Below are 22,831 nucleotides of genomic sequence, written 5' to 3' on the forward strand. Positions count from 1 at the left end.
CAGAGGAGCGCGAACTAGTTGACGGAGTCAATTGTTTCCCGAGCCAGTGCGGCCTTGGTCGCGGCGACCGCGCGGGCCACGTCGTCGTCGCTCGTGCGCCAATTGCAAACGCTGACCCGCATGCAGCGGCGACCCCGGAAGGTGACGCCGCCGAAGAAGGCCTCGCCGGAAGCGTTGACCGCGGCGATCACCTCGTCGGTGTAGCGGTCGTCGTCGGCCTCGCTGGCGCCCGGGACCGACGACTCGAAGCGCACGAGGCCCTGGTTGAGGCGGGGATTGGCCACCAGTACGGCGCCCGGCAGGGCGCCGATGCCGGTGACGATCGCCTGGGCGTGGCGGCTGGTGCGCTCGACGAGGGCCGCCAGGCCGTCGCGGCCGAGTTCGCGTAGGGCGGCGTAGACGGCGAAGCCCCGCGCCCGCCGGGAGAACTCCGGGTTCCAGTCGATCTGGTCGCGCGCGGCGCCGGCCGGCAGATAGCTGGTCGACAGCGTCATGGCCGCGCGGTGCGCGTCGGCGTCGCGCACGAAGGCCAGGCCCGAGTCGTAGGGCACGCTCAGGTACTTGTGCGCGTCGGTGGTCCAGGAGTCGCAGAGCTCCAGGCCGCGGACCAGGTCGCGATGCCGCGGGCTGGCCTTGGCCCAGAGGCCGAAGGCGCCGTCCACGTGGGTCCAGGCCCCGGCGGCCCGGGCAAGCGGGGCCAGCGTCTCGAAGGGGTCGAAGGCCGCCCGGTTCAGGTCGCCGGCCTGCAAGGCCACGATGGTCGGGTTCTGCGAGACGGCCAGGGCGGCGCTCAGCGCGTCCGGCGTCACCCGGCCGTCGCCGTCCACGGGCAGGGGGACGATGGCGTCCGAGCCCAGGCCCAGGAAGCGCGCAGCCCGGTCGAGAGATCCGTGCTGGTCGGGGTTGGCCAGGATGCGGATCGCCGGCGCCCCGGCCAGGCCCTGGCGCTCCACGTCCCAGTTGCGGTTGCGCAGCAGGGCGTGGCGGGCGGCGGCCAGGCAGGTCATGTGCGCCATCTGGGTGCCGGTGGTGAACCCGACGCTGGTCTCGGCCGGGAAGTCGAAGATGTCCTTCAGCCACTCGGACGCGACCTCCTCGACGACCGAGGCGGCGGGCCCGCAAGCGTGGATGCCGGCGTTCTGGTCCCAGGCGGTGGTCAGCCAGTCAGCCGCCATGGGGGCCGCCGCGCCGCCGCCGATCACCCAGGCGAAGAACCGGCCGCTCTGCGAACCCAGGATGCCACCCTCGGTGTCGGCGACCAGCTCGTCGATCACCTGGGTCGCGGGCAGGCCGTGGGCCGCCAACGGCTTGGTCAGCCGGGCCCGCAGCTCAGCGACCGACGCCGTTGTGGCCACCACGCGGTCGTCGAGGCCGTCGAGCCAGGCGAAGGCGTGCTCAGCGGCGCGCGACAGCGCCGTGCGCTCAGGTGACTCGGTCGGCATCGGCGTCCTCCAGACGCGCGAAATGGGCGGAGCCCGTGACTGAGTCAATCTCCCCCGGCCGCGGGTTTCGGACCTCTCTCCCGTTGCCAATTCCGCGGCGTCATGGTCCGTCTGCAGCATCAGACGCCGGTCGAGGGGGAAACGGACATGGCCCATTGGCTCGTGAAATCGGAGCCCGCGAAATACGGGTTCGATGACCTGAAGCGCGACGGAAAGACCGTCTGGGACGGCGTGCGCAACAACGCCGCGGCCCTGCACCTGAAGACTATGAAGCTGGGCGACGAGGTCTTCTACTACCATTCCCAGGAGGGACTCGCCGTCGTCGGGATCGCCAAGGTGGTCCGCGAAGCCTTTCCGGATCCGAGCGACGCGGCGGGCCGCTTCGTGGCCGTCGAGCTCGCGCCGGTCCGGGCCCTGCCCAGACCCGTGACCCTGGCCGAGATCAAGGCCAATCCGGCGCTCGCCGGCATGACCATGCTGCGCGAATTCCGGCTCTCGGTCTCGCCCGTGAAGCCGGACGAATGGGCGACGATCCTGAAGATGGGCGGCGAATAGCGAAGGGTCCCTCACCCTCACCGCCCCGGTCCGTTAAGGGTTGTTATAAGAGTTTCATAATAAGTAGAGGCCGTATTGGCGTCGTGAGTTCGGTGTCGTTCATGAGACCGAGTCTAGTCCAGACCAGCCCCATCAGGCTCAAGCCTGACCGGTTCGAAGCCTTGATCAGCGCCCACGAAGCCTTCGTGGCCGGGCGGCGCGGCGGACGCCGGGCGGCGTTCAAATTCATCGTCGCCGCCGGCTATAACTGCGATCGGCGCGTGCTCGCCGAGGGCCGGTTCGACGGCGCCGACTTCCGGGGCACGAGCTTCGTCGAAACCGATTTCAGCCGCGCCTCGCTGTTCTGCGCCAACCTCTCGAAATGCGACTTCCGGCGAGCGCGGATGAAGCGCGCGGACCTGCGGGGCGCGACGCTGAGCGGGGCCAACCTCGCCGGCGCCAACCTGGACGGGGCCGACCTTCGCGCGGCCGTCCTCTTCGCGAGCGACGACATCAACGGGATCCGCTGGGTCGGCGGGCGCACCGGCGTCGGCGACGCCAGCCCCAACAACACCGACCTGGGCGAAGCCGTCGCCCACAGCGTCGACTTCTCCAACTGTTCCCTGCAGGGCGCGAGCCTGCGCGACGCCAACATGAAGAACGCCGACTTCAGCGGCGCCAATCTCAGCGGCGCAGACCTTGGCGGGGCGCGCCTGGAGGGCGCGCGCTTCCTGGGCGCCATCCTGAGCGGCATCGATGTCACGAGGCTCGCCATCGGCCCGACCGTTCTGAAGGGCTGCGTGCTCGACCCCTCCCAGGAGGCCCGCGCGCGCGTGGACGAGGTGGAGCGCGAGCTCGACCGGGCCCACGACTGGGTCGCGACCCAGGGGCGGCCGGCCAATCTGGAGGGCTTCGACCTGCGCCCGGCGAGCCACCTGTTCCGCGAGCGGCTGCTGGCCGGCCTGCAGGCCAAGGCGGCCATGGCGATCGGCGTCGACTTCACCGGCACCCAGCTGCAGGGCGCCAACTTCGAGGGCGCCGACCTGCGCGCGGCCAATTTCACCGGCGCGGACCTGCGCGGCGTCTCGTTCGTGAACGCCAACCTGGCCCACGCGGTCTTCGACCGCGCCGATCTCAGCGAACTCGACCTGCACTCGGGCCTGAAGCTCGCCACCCGCTTCGACGGCGCCGTCCTGGACGGCTGCGGGCTCAAGGCCGCCTGATCCGGATCAGGCGGCCTCGATCGTCATCTGGGTCTGGGTCACCAGCGCCAGGAGCTTGCCTTCGGCGTTGGTCAGCCGGGTCTGCCAGACGCTGGAGCGCCGGCCGACGTGCAGCGGCGTCGCCTCCCCGGTGACCACCGAGCCGACCGGCGCGCCGCGCAGGAAGTTGGTCTTGCTCTCCAGCGTCGTGGTGTGCGTCCCGGGCGCCAGGTTCAAGACCCCGCCGATCGCCCCCAGCGCATCGGCGAACGCCATATAGGCCCCGCCGTGCAGGATGCCGCCCGAGGTGCAGAGGTCGGCCCGCACCGTCAGCCGGCCGACGACGCGAGTCTTTTCGCGTTCGAGGATCTCCACCCCCATCAGGTCGGAGAAGGGCATGCCGGTTAGGGACTGTGGCGCATCGGCCATGACGGTTCCGTTTCTCGCTGGGCGTGGGTTGCGTGGCGCGAGCCTAGCCGCCATCTCAGCCATTCTTAAGAGGCGAAGAGTATCGCTCGCCTTGCTTAGGTGCGTTCGAGAGCGTAACGGGACGCTCCGTTTTTTAGGAGAATTGCGATGGGTTACCGGGTGGCCGTCGTCGGCGCCACGGGCAACGTGGGCCGCGAAATGCTGAACATCCTCGAGGAAGTGAACTTCCCCGTGGATAAGATTCACGCGATCGCGTCCCGCAAATCCATCGGCGTGGAAGTCTCGTTCGGCGATCAGATCGTCCGCTGCGAGGACATCGCGCAGTTCGATTTCGGCCGCGTCGACATCGTGCTGATGAGCGTCTCCGGGACCTTCTCCAAGGAATGGTCGCCGAAGATCGCCGCGGCCGGCCCGATCGTCATCGACAACTCCTCGGCCTGGCGCATGGATCCGGACGTCCCGCTGATCGTGCCGGAAGTGAACCCCGACGACGTCGAATGGGCGAGCCGCAAGAATATTATCGCCAATCCCAACTGCTCGACCGCCCAGCTCGTCGTGGCCCTGAAGCCCCTGCACGACCGGGCGCGGATCAAGCGCGTGGTGGTCTCGACCTACCAGTCGGTCTCCGGGGCCGGCAAGGAAGGCATGGACGAACTGTTCGACCAGACGAAGAATGTCTTCGTCCTGGGCGCCACGCCGCCCAAGAAGTTCCCCAAGCAGATCGCCTTCAACGTCATCCCCTTCATCGGCGCTTTCCAGGACGACGGCTACACCGACGAAGAGGGCAAGATGTGGCGCGAGACGCACAAGATGCTCGATCCCGACATCGCCCTGACGGTGACCTGCGTCCGTGTGCCGGTGATGGTCGGCCACTCCGAGGCCGTGAACATCGAGTTCCACGAGCACCTGGACGAGGACGAGGCGCGCGACATCCTGCGCGAAAGCCCCGGCCTGATCGTCATCGATAAGCGCGACGACACGGGCTACATGACGCCGAAGGAGGCCCAGGGCGAGTTCCCGGTCTTCGTCAGCCGCATCCGCAACGACCCCACGGTCGAACACGGGCTCAACATGTGGGTGGTCGCCGACAACCTGCGAAAAGGCGCCGCCCTCAACGCGGTCCAGATCGCCGAGCTCCTCCACGAGCGCGGACTGATCCGCCAAAAATCCCTCGCCTGACGCCATGACCCAGTCCGCGCCCGGCGAATCCCGCCTGGCGCTGGGGGCGGGGATCGGCTGCTACCTCCTGTGGGGGATCGTTCCCCTGGTCTTCCAGGCCATGGACAGGCTCGGCATGTCCTCCTGGGAGATCGTGGCCAACCGCACCGTCTGGGCGGTTCCCCTGGCGCTGGTCTTCGTCCTGATGGCGGGCCAGGGCCGCGAGCTTGTCGCGGCGCTGAAGAGCCCGCGCACGATGGCCTGGCTGGCGCTCTCGGCCCTGCTGATCGGCTTGAACTGGTCGATCTATATCTGGGCGGTGAACTCCGGCCGGGTCCTGGAGACCAGCCTCGGCTACTACATCATCCCGCTGCTCGCCATGGCCGCCGGGGCGTTGATCTTCCATGAGCGGATCGACCGGCTGGGTATGGTCGCCATCGGCCTGGCGGCGCTGGGCGTCGTCATCCAGACGGTGGCCATCGGCGGCCTGCCGTTGGTCTCGCTCGCGCTGGCGCTCAGCTTCGGCGGCTACGGCATCGTCCGCAAGCGGGTGGCGGCCTCGGCCCAGACCGGCCTGCTGATCGAGTGCCTGCTGCTGATGGGGCCGGGCCTGGCCTATGTGATCTGGCTGCAGCACTCGGGCGCGGGGCACTTCGGCGCCAGCGTTCCGGCTACCGCCTGGCTCCTGGCCTGCGGACCGGTGACCGCCGTGCCGCTGGTGCTGTTCTCCTGGGCGGCGCGACGCATCCCGCTGTCGTCGCTGGGCTTCCTGCAGTTCATCGGCCCAACCATCGGCTTCGGGATCGGCGTGACGCAGGGCGAGGCCTTCACCCCGGTCCGAGCCATCTCCTTCATCTTCATCTGGGGCGGTGCGGCGGTCTTCGCCTATGGCGCCTGGAGACGGTCGCGGTCGATCAGCCGGGCCATCGCCGAAGCCGCGCCCGCGGAATGACCAAAGCTTAACTGGGGCCGCCGCGCCGCCGGGCCTAGCCTTCCCATCGGGCTGGAGGATCCTGGGCCATGGGCAAGCTGCTCTGCGCAATCTTGGCTACGGCGGCGGTGGTTGCCGCCGCGCCGGCCTGGGCCGTCGCCCCGGACGCGGCCCAGGCGCCCAAGGTGTTCCTGCGCCAGACCGAACAGGTCACCGCCCGCGCCCACCTGATCTACAAGCCCAACCCCACCGATCCGCCCTTCGAGGGCAATGTGGTGGTGATCGAACAGACGCAAGGGCTGGTGGTGGTTGACGCCGGCGGCTCTCCGCCGTCGGGCGAGGCGGCGGTGGCCGAGATCCGCAAGATCTCCCGCAAGCCGGTCCGCTACCTGATCTACACCCACTACCACGGCGACCATAACCTCGGCGCCGGCGCCTTCCGCGCGGCCTGGCCGGGGATGATCGTCGTCTCGACCGCCAGGACGCGCGAGAACATGACCGGCGCGCCGATGGCCTATGTGGCGGGCTACGCCAAATCCTACAGCGACATGGCCGACTTCGCCGCGAGCCAGGCGGCCGACATGAAGCTCCCCGCCGCCGTGCGCGACGGCTGGGCTCGCACGGCCAAGGCCGGCCCGGGCATGGTCGCGGGCTACACAGGCTTGACGGTCTATCCGGCCGACAAGACCTTCACCGACCGGTTCTCGATCCCCGACGCCGAAGCGCCCATCGAGGTGCTGTTCCTCGGCCGCGGCAACACCGACGGCGATGCGGTGGTCTGGGCGCCGCGGCAGCGGCTGCTCGCCGCCGGCGACCTCGTCGTGGCGCCGATCCCCTACGCCGCCCACACCTATCCCGGCGAATGGATCGCGACCCTGAAGAAGCTGGAGGCCCTGGACTATGCCTACCTGGTCCCCGGGCACGGCCCGGTGATGACCGACCGGACCTATGTGGAGAAGGTGATCGCGGCGCTGGAGACCGTCCGCGCCCAGGTCGGGCCGCTGGCCCGGGCCGACGTGCCGCTGGCCGAGGTCCGCAAGCGCATCGACCTCGCGCCGATGAAGGCCTCCTTCACCGGCGACGACCCCTGGCTCAAGGTCCTGATCGACGCGGTCTTCACCGGCGACCTGGTGTCCAACGCCTACAAGGAAGCCCGCGGCGAAGCGGTGGTTCAGGGAAAAGGCTGAACCCTCGGGAATAAACCCCGCGGCCCTCGCGTCTAGTCGGCAAGAGCAATCGAACCGACAGGTGAAGTGATGGGCGACCAACCGCACAGGCGGCGTTTTCTGGAATGCATGGGCTGGGCCGGGACCGGCCTCTTGTGGACCGCGAGCGGCGGGATCGCCAGTTCGATCACCCTCGACAGCGCGCTCGCCGCCCCGCACGGCGGCGCGAAGAGCGCGGTGAAGCCGTTCAGCTTCCTGCAGGTCAGCGACAGCCACATCGGCTTCGAGAAGCCCGCCAACCCCGACGCCCGGGCGACCTTCCGCGAGGCAGTGGAGAAGATCAAAGCCCTGCCGACAAAACCGGACTTCATCCTGCACACCGGCGACATCAGCCAGCTGTCGAAGGACCAGGAGTTCGACGACGCCGACCAGATCCTCAAGGAGGCCGGCCTCACCGTCTTCCACGTGCCGGGCGAGCACGACATGCTCGACGAGGGCAATGGCGCGGCCTACCTCGCCCGCTACGGCAAGGGCTCGCTGGGCGACGGCTGGTACAGCTTCGACCACAATGGCGTGCACTTCGTGGCCCTGGTCAACGTCAAGGCGCTGAAGGCCGGCGGCATGGGCTCGCTGGGCCAGCCCCAGCTCGAGTGGTTGCAGAAGGACCTGGCCGGCCGCTCGTCCTCGACGCCGATCGTGGTCTTCACCCACATCCCGCTCTGGACGATCTACGCCGACTGGGGCTGGGGCACCGACGACTCGGCCCAGGCCATGACGCTCCTGAAGCGGTTCGGCTCGGTCACCGTGCTCAACGGCCACATCCACCAGGTGATCCAGAAGGTGGAGGGCAATGTCGCCTTCCACACCGCCCGGTCCACCGCCTTCCCCCAGCCGGCGCCCGGCCAGGGCCCCGCGCCCGGCCCCTTGAAAGTCCCGGCCGGCGAGCTCCGCAACGCGCTCGGCGTCCGCACTGTCAGCCTGATCCGCGGCGGCGAGCCGCTGGCTGTCGTCGACGCCAGCCTGGCCTCCTGATCCCTCTCAATCGGAAACCCCTCATGTTCCAACACCTGATCCGCCGCGCCCCCGTCGCGGTGGTGGCCGCCCTGGCGGCCGTGACGCTCGGCGCCGCAGCGCCGGCGCCGAGCGTCATCACCATCGGCAACTTCACCTTCGGCGCGCCGGTCGTGACAGTGCCGGTGGGGACCACCATCACCTGGGTCAACGGCGACGACGTCCCCCATACGGTGGTGGCCAACGACAAGTCGTTCCGCTCCAAGGTGCTGGACACCGACGACCGGTTCTCCTTCACCTTCACGCGGCCGGGCACGTTCGACTATTTCTGCTCGATCCATCCGCACATGACCGGCAAGGTCGTGGTCAAGGCGTCCTGAAGGACTTTCGACAAGGCATGACCGGCCGCATCCTCCCGTTCGGGCCCTTGATGGCCGCCAGACCCGGCCCGGCGGCCACGGCCTTCGTGCTGCCGTTCCGCGCCCGGCGGGCGGCGGCCCCGGCCGATGATGCGCCGCTCGATCCCGGCGAGGCGGAGCGGTTCCGGCGGCTGATCCTGCCGCACCTGGACGCGGCCTACAGCTTCGCCCGCTTCCTGTGCCGCGACGCCACCCTGGCCGAGGACCTGGTGCAGGAGGCCTTCCTCAAGGCCTATCGCGGCTTCCGGGGATTCCGGGGCGGCGAGCCGCGGGCCTGGCTGTTCACGATCGTGCGCACCAGCCATCTCAGCACCGTACGACGCCGGTCCGAGACGCCAGCCGAGCCCGAGGTGCTGGAGGCGATGGCCTCCGACGCCGATACGCCGGAGGTCGCCTTGCTGCGCCAGGGCGAGGTGGAGACCGTGCGGACCGCGATCGAGTCCCTGCCCGAGCCCTTCCGCGAGACCCTGGTCCTGCGCGAACTGGAAGAACTCTCCTATCGCGAGATCGCCGAGATCACCTCGGCGCCGATCGGCACGGTGATGTCGCGCCTGGCCCGAGCCCGGACCATGCTGCTGGCCGCCTTGCCGCCGGAGGAGACGCGTCCATGACCGCCTGCCCCGACAAGGAAGCCCTGCTGCATGGCCTGCTGGACGGCGAGCTCGACGCCGCCAACGCCCAGGCGTTCGAGGCGCATCTGAAGACCTGCCAGGGCTGCGCCCAGGCGCTCGGCGAGTTGCAGGCCCTGAGCGGCCGGCTGTCGGCGCCCGGCGTCGGCTATCGCGCGCCGGCCGCCCTGCGCCAGCGGATCGAAGCCATGAGCGAGGCCCCGGCCGCGCCCCGCCGGCGGCTGCGGCAGGCGGCCCCCTGGGCGCTCACCGGGACCTTCGCGGCGATCGCCGCCAGCCTGGCGATCGTTTCGCTGCAGCCGACCGGCCTCGCGCTGGAGGATCAGCTGGTGTCGAGCCACGTCCGCTCGACGCTGGCCCTGCACCTGGTGGACGTCGAGACCTCCGACCGGCACGTGGTGAAGCCCTGGTTCAACGGCAAGATCGACTTCGCCCCGCCGGTGGTGGAGCTCGCCGACAGCGGCTATCCCCTGGTCGGCGGACGCCTCGACTACGTCGGCAACCGGGTGGTGGCGGCGCTGGTCTATCGGCGCAACCGCCACGTCATCAACCTCTTCATCTGGCCCTCGAAGCCCGGCTTGTCGCTGCCACCGGTTCCCGCGACCCACAGCGGCTATTCGGTGGAGCACTGGCGCAGCGGCGGGCTCGAGTTCTGGGCCGTTTCCGATATCGAAGCGCGCGATCTGCAGTCGTTTCATCAAGCCTTCGCAATCCGGACGCAGAGCTGACAAGTCCGGGCGCTCGTCGTCACGCCACAGGTCGGCTACTGATGGCCCGGGTCAGAGCCAGGGGGCCGTCAGATGCGCCAGTTGCGTCCGCTGTTGATCACGGGGCTCGCCGCCACCGCACTTGCGACGACCGCGCTCGGCGCCGGGCCTGCGCAAAAGCCGCGGCCGATCGGCGAGGCCACCAAGGCGCTGCCAGGTCCGATGCCCGGTGGCGGCTTCGACCTGCCGAACGGCTGGCGCATCACGCCGGCCGGCAAGCGGATCGCCGACACCAACGACCTGATCCTCAAGATGTCGCTGTCACCGGACGGCAAGGTGATCGTGGCGGGCCACGCCGGATATCTGCCGCATGGCCTCAGCGTCATCGACGCCAAGACCCACAGGCTGATCCAGGAGGTTCCGCTCAAGACCACCTGGCTGGGGCTGTCCTGGTCTCCTGACGGCCACAGGCTCTACGTCTCCGGCGGAAACGCCAACGGCGAGAAGAAGATCGAAGCCTCGACCGCGCCGATCTATGCGCTGGCCTACCGCGACGGCCGCCTCGATCCGAAGCCGATCGCGACCTTCATGGACACCCTGCCGACGGAGGAGACCTGGTGGTCCGGCGTGCTGGCCGATCCCAGGCGGGGCCTGGTCTGGGCCGCCAACCGCGGGACCTCGATGGCGGCCACCGACGTCGTGGCGTTCGACGCCAGGACCGGTGCGATCAAGAAGCGCGTGAGGGTCGGCGTCAGCCCCTATGAGCTGGCGCTCAGCAAGGACGGCAAACAGCTCTTCGTCTCCGACTGGGGCGATAAGGCCGTCAGCGTCGTCGACGTCGCGAGCCAGAAGGTGATCAAGATCATCCCGGTCGGGTTCAATCCGAACGACATGGTGCTGAGCGCCGACGGGCGACTGTTCGTCGCCTGCTCAAACGAGAACACCGTCTATGTGATCGACACCCGCACGCTCGAGGTCCTGGAGACCATTTCCACAGCGCTCTATCCGAAGGCGCCCGAGGGCTCGACGCCCAATTCCCTGGCGGTGGACGCCAAGCGCCATCTGCTCTTCGTCGCCAATGCGGACAACAACGACGTCGCCGTGGTCGACATCCATAAGCGGGAAACCAGCGCGGTCTTGGGATTCATACCGGCCGGCTGGTACCCGTCGGCGCTGGCGTTGGGCGAGGCCGGCCAGGCGCTCTACATCGGCGCTACCAAGGGCGAAGAGGGCCACCCCACGCTCAAGGGGCCGACCAGTCCGCTGGTGGCGAAGGGCCAGCCCAACGAGACCATCAAGACCCTGCAGAAGAGCAGCGTCGAGCGCCTGCCGCTCGCGGCCCTGAAGACGAAGCTCGCCCGCTACACCCGCCAAGTCTACGCCAACACCCCCTACAACGACGCCCTGCTGCAGGCGGCGCGTCCGCCGGCCGGCGCATCGATCATTCCAAGCCGGGTCGGCGCGGGATCGCCGATCAAGCACGTCATCTACATCATCAAGGAAAACCGCACCTACGATCAGGTCTACGGCGACCTGCCGCACACCAACGGCGACCCGCGGCTGGCGATATTCGGCCGCCAGATCACACCGAACCAGCACGCCATGGCCGAGCAATTCGCCGCCTTCGACAACTGCTACGCCGACGGCGACGTGAGCAAGGACGGTCACTCCTGGGCCAACGGCGCCTACGCCACCGACCAGAACGAGAAGTCCTGGCCCACCGAGTACGGCGGCCACAGCCAGGCGACGTGGCGCTCGATGGCGTACATGCCCTCCGGCGGCTATCTGTGGGACGCGGCGCGGCGCAAGGGACTGACCTACCGCAGCTACGGCGAGTACGCGACGCGGGCCTCGACAGGCGAGCCGATGATGAACATCTCGGGCGCCAACGGGCTCGTGGGCCACGTATCGCCCAACTACCTGCAGAACCGCGTGCGCGACACCGAGAACGCCAAGGTCTTCCTCGACGAGTTCTCGGCCTATGAGGCGAACTACAACAGCCGCGACCCGGAAAAGCGGCTGCCCAACTACGTCGTCATGTCCATGCAGGAGAACCACACCCACGGGTCCGACCCGAAGTCGTTCACCCCGCGCGCGATGGTCGCCAACCAGGATCTAGCCCTCGGCCAGATGCTCGAGCGGCTGACCCACAGCCGCTATTGGCCGCAGATGGCGATCTTCATCATGGAGGACGACGCCCAGGACGGGCCCGATCACGTCGACGCCCGGCGCACCGCCTGCCTGGTGATCAGCCCCTACGTCCGGCGCGGGATCGTGGACTCCACCCTCTACACGACCTCCTCGATGGTCCGTTCGATCGAGCTCCTGCTCGGCATGCCGCCGCTCAGCCAGTACGACGCCGCGGCGACGCCCTTCTACGCCGCGCTCGGGACGACGCCGGACCTGACGCCGTTCATGGGCCTGCCGGCGCAGTGGGACGTCAACGAGAAGAATTCGCCGGAAGCCTACGGCGCTCGGGAAAGCGCGAAGATGAATTTCGCCGAGGCCGACGAGGCGCCCATGCACCGGCTGAACGAGATCATCTGGAAAAGCGTGAAGGGCGCCGACTCGCCGATGCCGCCGCCCGTGCACCGCTATCGGGCCGTCGCAGGACCAGGCGAGTAGCCGGCCGGCAACCTCGCCGCCAACCGAAGGATCAGGTCTGCGCTAGAGGGCCGCGTAGGCCGCCTCGATCAGCCGCCGCGGGCGGCCGTCGCCCAGCAGGTCGGTCGACTGCCGGTTCATGACATAGGCGCCGCCCAGCCTGCGTTCGGGGTCGGCGAAGGCGCAGGATCCGCCCCAGCCGGCATGGCCGAAGGTCGCGTTCCCGGGACCCCACGGGTGCACGGTCTCATTGCGCATGAAACCCGCGCCCCAGCTGATCTCGAAGGGCAGCACCAGGTCCTGGCCGCGAATCCGCTGGCGGGCGGCCTCGGCGATCAGGGCCGGGGAGAGGATGTCCTCGCCGTCGAGCCAGCCGTCGTTGGCCAGCGCGCCCATCAGCCGGGCCAGGGCCGCGGCCGTCGCCTGCCCGGTCGCGGACGGCAGGTCGAAACGTTTCAGGTCGATCCCGCCGCGCCCGCCCGGCTGGGCCCAGGGGGTCAGGAACGCCGCCCGCGTCGCCGGGTTCTGATGGCCGAAGTCCGGCAGCGCCTTTGGCCGCTGCAGTTCGGCGACCCGGCCGAACTCGGAGTCCGGCAGGCCGATCCAGATGTCGAGGCCGAAGGGGCCCGCCAGGTCCTCCCGCAGCGCCGCCCCCATCCGCCGACCGTCGACCCGCCGGAAGACCTCGCCCGCCAGATAGCCGAAGGTGATCGGGTGATAGCCGCTGGCCGTGCCGGGCGGCCAGAGCGGCGCCATGGCCGCGAGCTTGGCGCAGATGGCGTCCCAGTCGAACCACAGGGATGGGTCCATCGGATCGGGGAATCCCGAGAGGCCATCCTGGTGCGACATCAACTGTTCGATGGTTATCGAAGCTTTTCCGGCCGCGGCGAACTCCGGCCATACCGAGGCGACCGTCTGGACGTAGTCGAGCTTCCCCTGGTCCACCAGCCGGGCGATCAGCAGGGCGGCGATGGCCTTGGTGGTCGAGAAGATCGGGGTCAGGGTCTTGTCGTCGAAGGGCTTGGCGCCGGTGCGGTCGGCGGAGCCGGCCCAAAGGTCGACCACGGTCTCACCGGCCTCCACCAGGGTGAAGCGCGCGCCCAGCTCCTCGCCGGCCTCGAAACTGGCCGCGAAGACGTCCTTCACCGCGGCGAACCGGGGGGACGCGTGGCCGGCGATCTCGACCATGGGGGCTCCTGAGACGGTCAGAGCGGCTCTATACGCAGGGCCGCGGTCGGTTGCACCAGCCGCTGGCCCAGCGCCACGATGGGCAGCTCGGGCGCATTCCAGTCCTGGGCCGCCTGCACCGCTTCGCTGGCCGCGCGGGCGGCGCGCTGGGCGGCGACACAGGGCGCGAGGCCTTGGATAAGACCCGCGCCGAAGCTTGCGGTCACCAGGTCGCCGGTTCCGTTCGGCGATTGTTCCAGGCGCGGATGGGCGAAGAGGATCGCGTCCTCCGGTTCGACCAGCAGCAGGCCGATCTCGTCGGCCCCGGCCGGGGCGGAGGTGATGAAGGCGGGCTTGCCGAGCCGCCGCGCGGCGGCGATCGCCGCCTCGACGCTGTCGATCGGCGCGCCGGTCAGATGGGCGAGCTCCCAGAGGTTGGGGGTGATCCAGTCGGCCATCGGGACGAGCCGGCTCGCCACCGCCTCGGCGACCTCGGCGCTCACATAGAGCCCCTTGGGCGCATCCCCGAGAATGGGATCGACCACGATGACCGGCTTGCGCAGGGCGGCGCCGCGGATGCGGCCCAGGGCGTCGGCGGCGATCTCCACCTGCTCGGCGGACGAAAAGTGGCCGGTGATCACCAGGTCGACGAGACCGAAGAGGGCGTCGGCCTCCACATCGGCCAGCATGCGGGCGAAGAGGTCCGGCGGGGTCGCCTGGCCTTGCGAGCCGCGCGCCGGGTTGCGGCCCAGCATGACGGTCGGGACCAGCACCGGATCGATCCCGTGCGCGGCCAGCACATACTGCTGCGCCGCCCCGCCGATCCGGCTGGCCGCAACGAAGGAGGAAAGGACGAGCGCCAAGGGCATGGCGCTGCTTTATCTGCCTTCCCCATTCATGGGGAAGGGGGACCATCGGCCAAAGAGCCGATGGTGGAAGGGGCAAGCGGCAAACTCGGCGCCCGGTCCTCGCCCCTCCACCACCCGCTCTTCGGCGAGTGGTTCCCCTCCCCCGCTTCGCGGGGGAGGCGGCTAGTACCGGTAGTGGTCAGGCTTGAACGGGCCCTCGGTCGGGACGCCGATATAGTCCGCCTGGTCCTTCGACAGCTTGGTCAGCTTCGCGCCCAGCTTGCCCAGGTGCAGCATGGCCACCTTCTCGTCGAGGTGCTTGGGCAGGGTGTAGACCTGGGTCTTGTACTTGCCGCCGTTCTGCCAGAGCTCGATCTGGGCGAGCGTCTGGTTGGTGAAGGAGGCGCTCATCACGAAGCTCGGGTGGCCGGTGGCGTTGCCGAGGTTCACCAGGCGGCCTTCCGACAGCACGATGATCTTCTTGCCGTCCGGGAATTCCACGTGGTGGACCTGCGGTTTGATCTCGTCCCACTTGAAGTTGCGCAGGCCCGCGATCTGGATCTCGCTGTCGAAGTGGCCGATGTTGCAGACGATGGCGTTGTTCTTCATCGCCCGCATGTGGTCGACGGTCAGCACGTCCTTGTTGCCGGTCGCCGTGCAGAAGATATCGGCCTTGTCGGCGACGTCTTCCATGGTCTGGACCTCATAGCCCTCCATGGCCGCCTGCAGGGCGCAGATCGGATCGACCTCGGTGACGATCACCCGCGCGCCGCCGTTGCGCAGCGAGGCCGCCGAGCCCTTGCCCACGTCGCCGTAGCCCAGGACCACGGCCACCTTGCCGGCCAGCATCACGTCGGTGCCGCGGCGGATGGCGTCGACCAGGCTCTCGCGGCAGCCGTAGAGGTTGTCGAACTTCGACTTGGTGACGCTGTCGTTGACGTTGATGGCGGGGAACGGCAGTTCGCCGCGCTCGGCCATCTGGTAGAGGCGGTGGACGCCCGTGGTGGTCTCTTCGGAGACGCCCTTGATGGCGTCGCGGATCGCCGAATAGAAGCCGGGCTTCTCTTTCAGGTAGCGCTTCATCACCGTGTAGAGGGCTTCTTCTTCCTCGTTCTGGGGGTTGTTGAGGACGCTCGGGTCCTTCTCGGCCTTGGGGCCCAGCACGCAGAGCAGGGTGGCGTCGCCGCCGTCGTCGAGGATCAGGTTCGGGTAGCCGCCGTCGTGCCACTCGAAGATCTTGTGGGCGTATTCCCAGTACTCGATCAGGTTCTCGCCCTTGATCGCGAACACCGGCGTGCCCTTGGCCGCGATGGCGGCGGCGGCATGGTCCTGGGTCGAGAAGATGTTGCAGGAGGCCCAGCGGACCTCCGCGCCCAGGGCCTGCAGGGTTTCGATCAGGACGCCGGTCTGGATGGTCATGTGCAGGGAGCCGGCGATGCGGGCTTCCTTCAGCGGCTGGTCCTTGCCGAACTCGGCGCGCACGGCCATCAGGCCCGGCATCTCGGTCTCGGCGATGTCCAGTTCCTTGCGGCCCCAGTCGGCGAGCGCGATGTCCTTGACGACGTAGTCGGTCATATCAGTCCTCGGGAGGGGAATTGGGTTGGCGGCTCTATAACCACGCCCGCCGCCGAGCGCAAGAAATCATATAAAGATTTCTTTATGTCTTGATTAACCCCAGAACGGCTTGGTCCCTGCGAGCCGTTCCGCCGCCTTGGCCGCCCGCGCCACCAGGCGGGGCTTGCCGGCGATCTGCAGGCCCACGAGCTCACCCGCCGCGAAAGCCGCTTCCGGCCGCAGGGTGAGGCTGGCGATCAGCGGTTCGACGGTGGCGAGGTCGTTGAGCGCTCCCAGCACCTCCTGCAGCTCGCGCACGCCGTGGAGATACCGGCCAGCGTGCTTGCGGCCATAGAGGCTGGCCAGCGCCTCGGCGGTATAGCGGAGTTTCTTGGCCTCGATGCGCAGGCGGTGGCGCGCGGTGTCATCGCCGTCCCTGGCGTCCCGCGCGCGCTTGCGGAACGACCGCACCCGGCGGGTCAGGGCCCGGTCGGCGAACGGTCCGATCGAGCCCCCGGCGACCTCGCCGTTGCGCCAGTCGCCCGTCTCCACCCAGGCGGTGGTGTCGATCATCAGGGCCCGGAACCGGGCGGACGACGCCGCGTCCGCGGCGCTCGCCCAGGCCCGCCGGCGCTCAGCCTCGACGGCCTTGCGCAACGCCGGAAGGCCCTCCGGCGTGACCGGGCCGCCCGCCGCGGGCCTGAGGGTCTCCTCGGCGAAGACGTCGAGGTTGCGGGCGCGGTCGCAGGCGTGGCTCAGCCACCTGAGGTCGGCCGTCCGGACGTCCAGGCCCTCGCCCGCGAGCGCGGGCTTGAAGGCCGTGAGCGCGCTGCGCAGCCGCCGGGCGCCGACGCGGAGCTGATGCACGGCGTCCGGCCCGGGATCGGCGCGAAGCACCGCGGCGTTGGCGGCGATCTGGGCGAGCGCCCGGCGGGCCACCGACTGGAAGGCCTCGGCCACGCTGGCGCCGGATGACAGCTCGACCCCGTTGTTGTGGCGCGCCGACCGCGCCTGGCCCGCCACCAGGGCCTGGCCCCGGGCGGCCTTGGTCTCGAAGGCGATGTATAGGGGCGCGGCGGCCGACAGCTCGCGGGCGAGCGCGAAGAGCGCGGACGGCGGGCCGGACTTCAGCTCCAGCTCCACCTCGCAGATCGGGCTCTTCTGCTCGCCGCCGGTGACTTCGCCCTGGTCCAGGGCCAGCTCGATTTCGGCGTCCAGATAGCGGAAGGTCCGCTGGCGGCGGCTGACGCGGACGTTGAAGGCCGGCCTAAGGCTCGCGCCTTGCGGCATCAGGGACGGCAGGGGCCCAAGCTCCGGATCGGGGGCCAAGCCATCGATCGGCGCCTCGTGCTCCTCGCGAAAGAGGCCTTCGCCCCGTTTCAGGGTCTGGACGCGCCGGCCCTTGCTCTCGCGCACCCGAAGCGAGGCGCCGGCCTTCTGGAGCGCCAGATCGGGCGTGTCGAAATAGACGCTGATCAGCTCACGGCTTTCGTCGTCGCCGGGCGGCGCCGCGGCCAAAACAGCCGCCAGGTCGTCCGCCCCGCAGGCGAACTTCAGCTCGATCTCGTGATCGCTCATCGGTCACCGTCGGTTGCGGTCGGTCCCGGCGCCACGCTATGTCGGCCAGCCGCCAAGACCCTGGAGCTTCCCATGAACGCCCACGCCCACCCCTTCGATCCCGCCGTCCCGCGCCACGACTGGACGCTGGACGAGGTCGAGGCCCTGTTCGAGCTGCCGTTCACCGAGCTGATCTTCCGCGCGGCCGAGGTCCACCGGCGGTGGTTCGATCCCACGCAACTCCAGCTCTCCCAACTGCTCTCCGTCAAGACCGGCGGCTGTCCGGAGAACTGCGGCTACTGCAGCCAGTCGCAGCATTTCAAGACCGCGACCACGGCCTCCAAGCTCATGGAGGCAGAGGCGGTGATCGCCGCGGCGGCCGAGGCCAAGGCCGGCGGCGCGCAGCGGTTCTGCATGGGCGCGGCCTGGCGCGACGTGAAGGACCGCGACCTGCCGAAGGTGGCCGCGATGATCGCAGGCGTGAAGGCGCTGGGCCTGGAAACCTGCGCCACGCTCGGCATGCTGACCGCCGCCCAGGCCAAGGCCCTGAAGGCCGCCGGCCTCGATTTCTACAACCACAACCTCGACACTGGGCCGGACTACTACGACCAGGTGGTGACCACCCGCACCTACCAGGACCGGCTCGACACCCTGGCCCATGCGCGCGAGGCCGGTATGTCGACCTGCTGCGGCGGCATCGTCGGCATGGGCGAGACGCGGCGCGACCGCGCGGGCCTGTTGCACCAGCTGGCGACCCTGCCCAGCCATCCCGAAAGTCTGCCGATCAACGACCTGATGCCGATCCCCGGCACGCCGCTGGGCGGCTCGACCCCGGTCGACGGGCTGGAGTTCGTGCGGATGATCGCGGCCGCTCGCCTGGTCTGCCCGAAATCCATGGTGCGGATCGCCGCCGGTCGCGAGCACATGAGCCGCGAATTGCAGGCGCTGTGCTTCCTGGCCGGCGCCAATTCGATCTTCATCGGCGCGCGCCTGCTCACCACCGACAATCCGGACCAGGACCAGGACACGGCCTTCCTGGCGGACCTGAAGATGGGCCCCCTGCGGACGACCGCGGCGCAGACCGTCTAGCCGCAGACCACCGAGCGGACCGCGCGGGTCAGGAGTTCGACCTCGGCGTCGGAGGTGACGAAGGCCGGCGTCAGATAGACCACCTTGCCCATCGGACGGATCCAGGCCCCGGCCTCGGCGAAGCGCTGACACCAGGCCTGGACAGGGACCGCCGCCTGGAACTCCACGACCCCGATCGCGCCCAGCACGCGGACGTCGACGACGCCGGGCGCACCACGGCACGGCTCCAGCCCGGCCCTCAGCCCCTCACCGATCCGGGGGACATCGGCCCGCCAGGTCCCGGTCTCGAAGAGGTCCAGAGAGGCGTTGGCCGCCGCGCAAGCCAGCGGATTTCCCATGTAGGTCGGCCCGTGCATCAGGGCCGCGCCCGGATCGTCCGACCAGAAGGCCTCGAACACCGCCCGCGTCGCGATGGCCGCCGACAGCGGCAGCGTCCCGCCGGTCAGCGACTTCGAGAGCGTCACGATGTCGGGGACCACGCCGGCCCCTTCGCAGGCGAAGATGTCGCCGGTGCGCCCGAAGCCCACGAAGATCTCGTCGAAGATCAGCAGCACGCCATGCGCGTCCGCCAGCCGGCGCAGGCGCCGCAGCACCTGGTCGTCGTGGAACAGCATGCCGCCGGCGCCCTGCACGCGCGGCTCGACGATGATCGCCGCGATCTCCCTACCCTTCTCGGCCAGCAGCCGGTCGAGGGCCGCCTCGGAGGCCTCGTCGGTCGGCAGGGCGGCGATATGCTGCGCCGGCATGACGCCCGCGAACAGGCTGTGCATGCCCTCCTCGGGGTCGCAGACCGTCATCGTCGCCAGGGTGTCGCCGTGATAGCCGCCGCGGAACGCCACGAAGCGCGCCCGGCCGTGGACGCCGCGGTTGATCCAGTACTGGATCGCCATCTTCATCGCGATCTCCACCGAGACCGAGCCGGACTCGGCGAAGAACACGTGGTCGAGGTCGCCCGGCAACGCCTTGGCGAGCCGCGTCGCGAGGCGATAGGCCGGTTCGTGGGCCAGGCCGCCGAACATCACATGCGGCGCGGTCTCCAGCTGGGCCTGCACGGCGGCGCGGATATGGGGGTGGTTGTAGCCGTGGCAGGCCGTCCACCAGCTGGCGATCCCGTCCACCAACTCCCGGCCGTCCGCGAGGATCAGGCGGGCCCCTTCGGTGCGGGCGACGGCCAGAGGCGGCGGCGCGGTCTTCATCTGGCAATAGGGCCGCCAGACGTGCGCCGCGCCCTGCGCGAGCCAGGCCGGTTGGTGGTCCATGGATGGGTCTCTCTTCCGGGGCGCGTCGGGGTGGGGCATACGGGCGCCGTGATCGACAGCCTTACCCGTTACGCGCAAGCGAAAATCGCCGGCCTGGCCGCCCAAAGCCTCGCCCGTTCGCTGAAACCCACTCACCGCATCGACAGCGTCTGGGTGGAGCGGGACGGCCGGCGGATGATCTCCTTCTCCTGCAATGACTACCTGGGCCTCTCGCACCATCCGGCGGTCAAGGCGGCGGCGGTGGCGGCGATCGGGCTCTACGGCGCAGGGGCCGGGGCTTCGCGGCTGGTGACCGGCGACCATCCGCTCTATGGGCGGCTGGAAGCCCGGCTGGCCGGTCTGAAGGGGACGCAGGCGGCCTGCGTCTTCGGCTCCGGCTACCTGGCCAACACCGGCATCATCCCGACCTTCGCGGGCCCCGGCGACCTGGTGGCGATCGACGAGCTGGCGCACGCCTGCATCTGGGCCGGCGCCAGGCTCTCGGGCGCCGAGGTCGTGGCCTTCCGGCACAATGACGCGGACGATCTCGCGGCCAGGCTGGCGGCGGCGCGGCCCGGCGCCGGCCGCGCCCTGGTGGCCACGGACGGGGTCTTCTCGATGGACGGCGACATCGCCCCGCTGGGCGAGATCAGCCGGGTCGCCCGCGAACATGACGCCTGGCTGATGGTCGACGACGCCCATGGCCTGGGTGTCCTGGGCGGCGGCGCGGGAACGGCCCGGCTGTTTCCGGACGCCCAGATCGACCTGCACATGGGCACGCTCTCCAAGGCGGTCGGCGGCTATGGCGGCTATGTCTGCGCCAGCGCGCCGGTGATCGAGCTCATCAAGATGCGGGCCCGGACACTGGTCTACACCACCGGCCTGCCGCCAGCTTCGGTGGCCGCCGCCCTCGCGGCGCTCGATCTCATCGAGGACGAACCGGAGCGGGTGGCCGCGCCGCTCGCCAAGGCCCGCCGGTTCACCGCCGCCCTCAACCTGGCCGACGCCCAGAGCGCCATCGTGCCGATCGTACTGGGCGCGGCGGAAACCGCGCTCGCCGCCGCCGCGGCCCTGGAGGCGGAAGGCCTGCTGGTCGTGCCGATCCGGCCGCCGACCGTGCCGGCGGGCACGGCGCGGCTGCGCGTCGCCTTCACCGCCGGGCATCCGGACGAGGCCGTCGACCGGCTGGCCGAGGCCGTGCGCCCATGGCTGGCGCGATGAACGGCGCCCGGGTCTTCGTGGCGGGCAGCCACACCGACGTCGGCAAGACGCACGTCGCCTGCGGCCTGATCCGCGCCGCCCGCGCTTCGGGCTTCAGCGTCGAGGCCCTGAAGCCCATCGCCAGCGGCTTCGACGGCGCGGACTGGGCCGACAGCGATCCCGGCCGATTGCTCGACGCCCTCGGCCGACCCCTGACCGACGACGAGCTCCACCGGATGACGCCCTGGCGGTTCGCGGCCCCGCTGGCCCCGCCGATGGCCGCGAAGCTGGAGGGCCAGGCCCTGCCGCTGGCGCCGATCGTTGACGTCTGCGCCGCGCGGCTCGCGGCGACCACGGCCGACCTCTTCGTCCTGGAAGGCGTCGGCGGGCTGATGTCGCCGCTGGCCGACGGCGCCACCGGCCTCGACCTGATGACCGCGCTGACCCTGCCGGTCCTGCTGGTCGGCGGCGGCTATCTCGGCGCGATCAGCCACACCCTGACCGCGCTCGAGGTCCTGCGGATGCGCGACCAGACCGTGGCCGCGGTGGTGGTGAGCCAGGACGCGCAGGCCGACGCGCCTGACTTCGCCCAGACGCTCGCCCTGGTCGCGACCCATGCCAGCGGTGTCCCAGTCCTCGGCGCGCCCCGATCCGGCTCGGACGACTGGGCCGCCGATCTATTGGCCCTGATCGGCGTCCAGCCGGGCGAGTCGGCCTAGCCCTTGAGCAGCGTCACGGCGCGGTCGAGCTGGTAGTCGCCGTTGGCGGCATAACCGGCCGGAGGTGCTTGAGGCGGGCGGGCCGCCGGCGGCGATCCGGCCGGCGGATCGATCGCGCCCGGAAGCGCCGCCTCGCCCGCCGGAAAGCGCGCCGCGGCCTCCGCCGCGCTATTGGCGACGGGAAGGTCCGGCGTCAGCCCGACCTTCTGGATAGGCCGCCCCGAGGGGAGGAAGAACATCGATGTGGTGAGCTTGATGGCGCCGTCGCGGCCTCCCGCCAGCGGGATCACGGTCTGGATTGTGCCGTTGCCGAAGGTATGAAGCCCCAGCAGCTTCGCCCGCCCGCGGTCCTGCAGGGCGCCGGCGATGATTTCCGCGCCCGATGCGGTGCCCCCGTTGACCAGGACGATCATGGGCAAGCCCTGCGCGACCTGCGCCGGGCGCGCCACATAGCGTTCCACATCGCGCGGCTCGCGCCCGCGCTGGGACACGATGTCGCCGCCGTCCAGGAACAGGTCCGCGACCCCGACGGCCTCTGAAAGCAGGCCGCCCGGCGAATTTCGCAGATCGAGCACCAGCCCCTTCATCGCCGGATTTTGCGCCCGCAACGCCCGTATCGCGGTCTCGGCGTCGCGCGCGCAGTTTTCGTTCAGGGCGGAGATCGAGAGATAACCCACCGCGCCGATCATCCGGGACGACTGCGTGGGGCCGGGCGGAACCAGCTGCCGGCTGAGCGTTACATCGAGCAGCCGGTCATCCCGCCGGATACTCAGCACGACGGAGCTCGCCGGTTCGCCCTTCAAGAGGCCCACCGCCTGATCCACCGACAGGTTGGAGGTATATTGGCCGTCGATGGCGACCAGTTCGTCGCCGGGCTGAATGTCGGCTCGCGCGGCCGGTCCGTTGGGCAAGGCCGCGATGACCCGCAGTCCGCGGGAGGTTTCCGTCAGGGATATCCCGATCGCCGCCGGCGTCGGCGTCCGTCCGGTCATCAGGGAAAATGTCGCGGGCGAGATATAGCTCGAGTGCGGATCCAGCGATCGGAACATCCCCTCGAGGCTCGCCTGAATCAATTTCGGCGTGTCCACCGGGCGCAGGTAGTGTTTCTCCACCTGGCTCAGCGCGTCGCCGAAAACCCCGAGCCAGTGGAAAGTCTCCGGAGGCGCCCCGGCGGCGGCCTGCGCCCGGTTGTCGATGAGCGCCATTCCGGTGGCGCCCAGGACAAGC

The 22,831-nt window shown here is 69.8% G+C and carries 21 protein-coding genes; 13 read left to right on the top strand and 8 right to left on the bottom strand.

The features are described 5' to 3' along the window. Window positions 1-14: 14 nt before the first annotated feature. Window positions 15-1,442, bottom strand: coding sequence for an aspartate aminotransferase family protein (locus ACESMY_RS00350; protein ID WP_372781029.1), 1,428 nt, complete (start codon window positions 1,440-1,442; stop codon window positions 15-17). A 147-nt stretch (window positions 1,443-1,589) separates the two neighbouring features. Between ACESMY_RS00350 and ACESMY_RS00355 the strand changes: the two genes are divergently transcribed. Then, window positions 1,590-1,997, top strand: a complete 408-nt coding sequence (locus tag ACESMY_RS00355) for an EVE domain-containing protein (protein WP_372781031.1) — start codon at window positions 1,590-1,592, stop codon at window positions 1,995-1,997. A 101-nt stretch (window positions 1,998-2,098) separates the two neighbouring features. Then, the gene (locus ACESMY_RS00360) at window positions 2,099-3,199 is read left to right on the top strand and encodes a pentapeptide repeat-containing protein (protein ID WP_372781033.1); all 1,101 of its coding nucleotides are present in this window, start codon (window positions 2,099-2,101) and stop codon (window positions 3,197-3,199) included. Window positions 3,200-3,205: 6 nt separating this feature from the next. On the opposite strand, the gene ACESMY_RS00365 is transcribed toward ACESMY_RS00360, so the two are convergent. Beyond that, on the bottom strand, window positions 3,206-3,607 hold the full coding sequence (locus tag ACESMY_RS00365) for a PaaI family thioesterase (RefSeq protein WP_372781035.1): 402 nt from the start codon (window positions 3,605-3,607) through the stop codon (window positions 3,206-3,208). 147 nt (window positions 3,608-3,754) lie between these two features. Between ACESMY_RS00365 and ACESMY_RS00370 the strand changes: the two genes are divergently transcribed. The 8 genes from ACESMY_RS00370 (at window position 3,755) to ACESMY_RS00405 (ending at window position 12,253) form a co-directional block, all read left to right on the top strand. Then, the gene (locus ACESMY_RS00370) at window positions 3,755-4,786 is read left to right on the top strand and encodes an aspartate-semialdehyde dehydrogenase (RefSeq protein WP_372781037.1); all 1,032 of its coding nucleotides are present in this window, start codon (window positions 3,755-3,757) and stop codon (window positions 4,784-4,786) included. A 4-nt stretch (window positions 4,787-4,790) separates the two neighbouring features. Then, complete coding sequence (gene rarD / locus ACESMY_RS00375) at window positions 4,791-5,717, top strand: EamA family transporter RarD (RefSeq protein ID WP_372781039.1); 927 nt, start codon at window positions 4,791-4,793, stop codon at window positions 5,715-5,717. Between the two features lie 68 nt (window positions 5,718-5,785). Beyond that, window positions 5,786-6,883 (top strand): MBL fold metallo-hydrolase, encoded by a 1,098-nt coding sequence (locus tag ACESMY_RS00380; protein ID WP_372781041.1) that lies wholly within the window; start codon window positions 5,786-5,788, stop codon window positions 6,881-6,883. Window positions 6,884-6,952: 69 nt separating this feature from the next. Further along, entirely contained in the window at window positions 6,953-7,894 is a 942-nt protein-coding gene (locus ACESMY_RS00385; RefSeq protein WP_372781043.1) for a metallophosphoesterase, read from the top strand. A 23-nt stretch (window positions 7,895-7,917) separates the two neighbouring features. Then, window positions 7,918-8,253, top strand: a complete 336-nt coding sequence (locus ACESMY_RS00390) for a cupredoxin family copper-binding protein (RefSeq protein WP_372781045.1) — start codon at window positions 7,918-7,920, stop codon at window positions 8,251-8,253. 50 nt (window positions 8,254-8,303) lie between these two features. Next, entirely contained in the window at window positions 8,304-8,903 is a 600-nt protein-coding gene (locus ACESMY_RS00395) for a sigma-70 family RNA polymerase sigma factor (RefSeq protein ID WP_372781047.1), read from the top strand. After that, the gene (locus ACESMY_RS00400; RefSeq protein ID WP_372781049.1) at window positions 8,900-9,649 is read left to right on the top strand and encodes an anti-sigma factor; all 750 of its coding nucleotides are present in this window, start codon (window positions 8,900-8,902) and stop codon (window positions 9,647-9,649) included. The genes ACESMY_RS00395 and ACESMY_RS00400 overlap by 4 nt, the downstream gene beginning before the upstream one ends. A 72-nt stretch (window positions 9,650-9,721) precedes the next feature. Beyond that, window positions 9,722-12,253 carry an alkaline phosphatase family protein gene (locus ACESMY_RS00405; RefSeq protein WP_372781051.1) on the top strand — a complete coding sequence of 844 codons (2,532 nt, stop codon included), beginning with the start codon at window positions 9,722-9,724 and terminating at the stop codon, window positions 12,251-12,253. A 42-nt stretch (window positions 12,254-12,295) separates the two neighbouring features. On the opposite strand, the gene ACESMY_RS00410 is transcribed toward ACESMY_RS00405, so the two are convergent. The 4 genes from ACESMY_RS00410 to ACESMY_RS00425 form a co-directional block, all read right to left on the bottom strand. Then, window positions 12,296-13,420 (bottom strand): serine hydrolase domain-containing protein, encoded by a 1,125-nt coding sequence (locus tag ACESMY_RS00410; protein ID WP_372781053.1) that lies wholly within the window; start codon window positions 13,418-13,420, stop codon window positions 12,296-12,298. A gap of 17 nt (window positions 13,421-13,437) precedes the next feature. After that, complete coding sequence (locus ACESMY_RS00415) at window positions 13,438-14,268, bottom strand: PfkB family carbohydrate kinase (RefSeq protein WP_372781055.1); 831 nt, start codon at window positions 14,266-14,268, stop codon at window positions 13,438-13,440. A 162-nt stretch (window positions 14,269-14,430) separates the two neighbouring features. Further along, entirely contained in the window at window positions 14,431-15,822 is a 1,392-nt protein-coding gene (gene ahcY, locus ACESMY_RS00420; RefSeq protein WP_372781056.1) for an adenosylhomocysteinase, read from the bottom strand. A 93-nt stretch (window positions 15,823-15,915) separates the two neighbouring features. Next, window positions 15,916-17,379, bottom strand: coding sequence for a CHAD domain-containing protein (locus ACESMY_RS00425; protein WP_372781058.1), 1,464 nt, complete (start codon window positions 17,377-17,379; stop codon window positions 15,916-15,918). A 72-nt stretch (window positions 17,380-17,451) separates the two neighbouring features. Between ACESMY_RS00425 and bioB the strand changes: the two genes are divergently transcribed. Next, window positions 17,452-18,447 (top strand): biotin synthase BioB, encoded by a 996-nt coding sequence (bioB, locus tag ACESMY_RS00430; protein WP_372781060.1) that lies wholly within the window; start codon window positions 17,452-17,454, stop codon window positions 18,445-18,447. Here bioB and ACESMY_RS00435 read toward each other — a convergent pair. Beyond that, window positions 18,444-19,706: an adenosylmethionine--8-amino-7-oxononanoate transaminase gene (locus tag ACESMY_RS00435; RefSeq protein ID WP_372781062.1), complete on the bottom strand. Its 1,263-nt coding sequence runs from the start codon at window positions 19,704-19,706 to the stop codon at window positions 18,444-18,446. The genes bioB and ACESMY_RS00435 overlap by 4 nt on opposite strands. 51 nt (window positions 19,707-19,757) lie before the next feature. On the opposite strand from ACESMY_RS00435, the gene bioF reads away from it, so the two are divergent. Together bioF and bioD are read left to right on the top strand one after the other, a co-directional pair. Beyond that, window positions 19,758-20,906, top strand: coding sequence for an 8-amino-7-oxononanoate synthase (gene bioF, locus ACESMY_RS00440; RefSeq protein ID WP_372782260.1), 1,149 nt, complete (start codon window positions 19,758-19,760; stop codon window positions 20,904-20,906). After that, window positions 20,891-21,604 (top strand): dethiobiotin synthase, encoded by a 714-nt coding sequence (gene bioD, locus ACESMY_RS00445; RefSeq protein ID WP_372781064.1) that lies wholly within the window; start codon window positions 20,891-20,893, stop codon window positions 21,602-21,604. Before bioF ends, bioD begins: the two co-directional genes overlap by 16 nt. On the opposite strand, the gene ACESMY_RS00450 is transcribed toward bioD, so the two are convergent. Beyond that, window positions 21,601-22,809: a S41 family peptidase gene (locus tag ACESMY_RS00450; RefSeq protein ID WP_372781066.1), complete on the bottom strand. Its 1,209-nt coding sequence runs from the start codon at window positions 22,807-22,809 to the stop codon at window positions 21,601-21,603. The two genes, bioD and ACESMY_RS00450, sit on opposite strands and share 4 nt — an antisense overlap. Window positions 22,810-22,831: the final 22 nt, after the last annotated feature.

This window comes from Phenylobacterium sp., from assembly GCF_041691455.1.
Classification (GTDB): domain Bacteria; phylum Pseudomonadota; class Alphaproteobacteria; order Caulobacterales; family Caulobacteraceae; genus Phenylobacterium.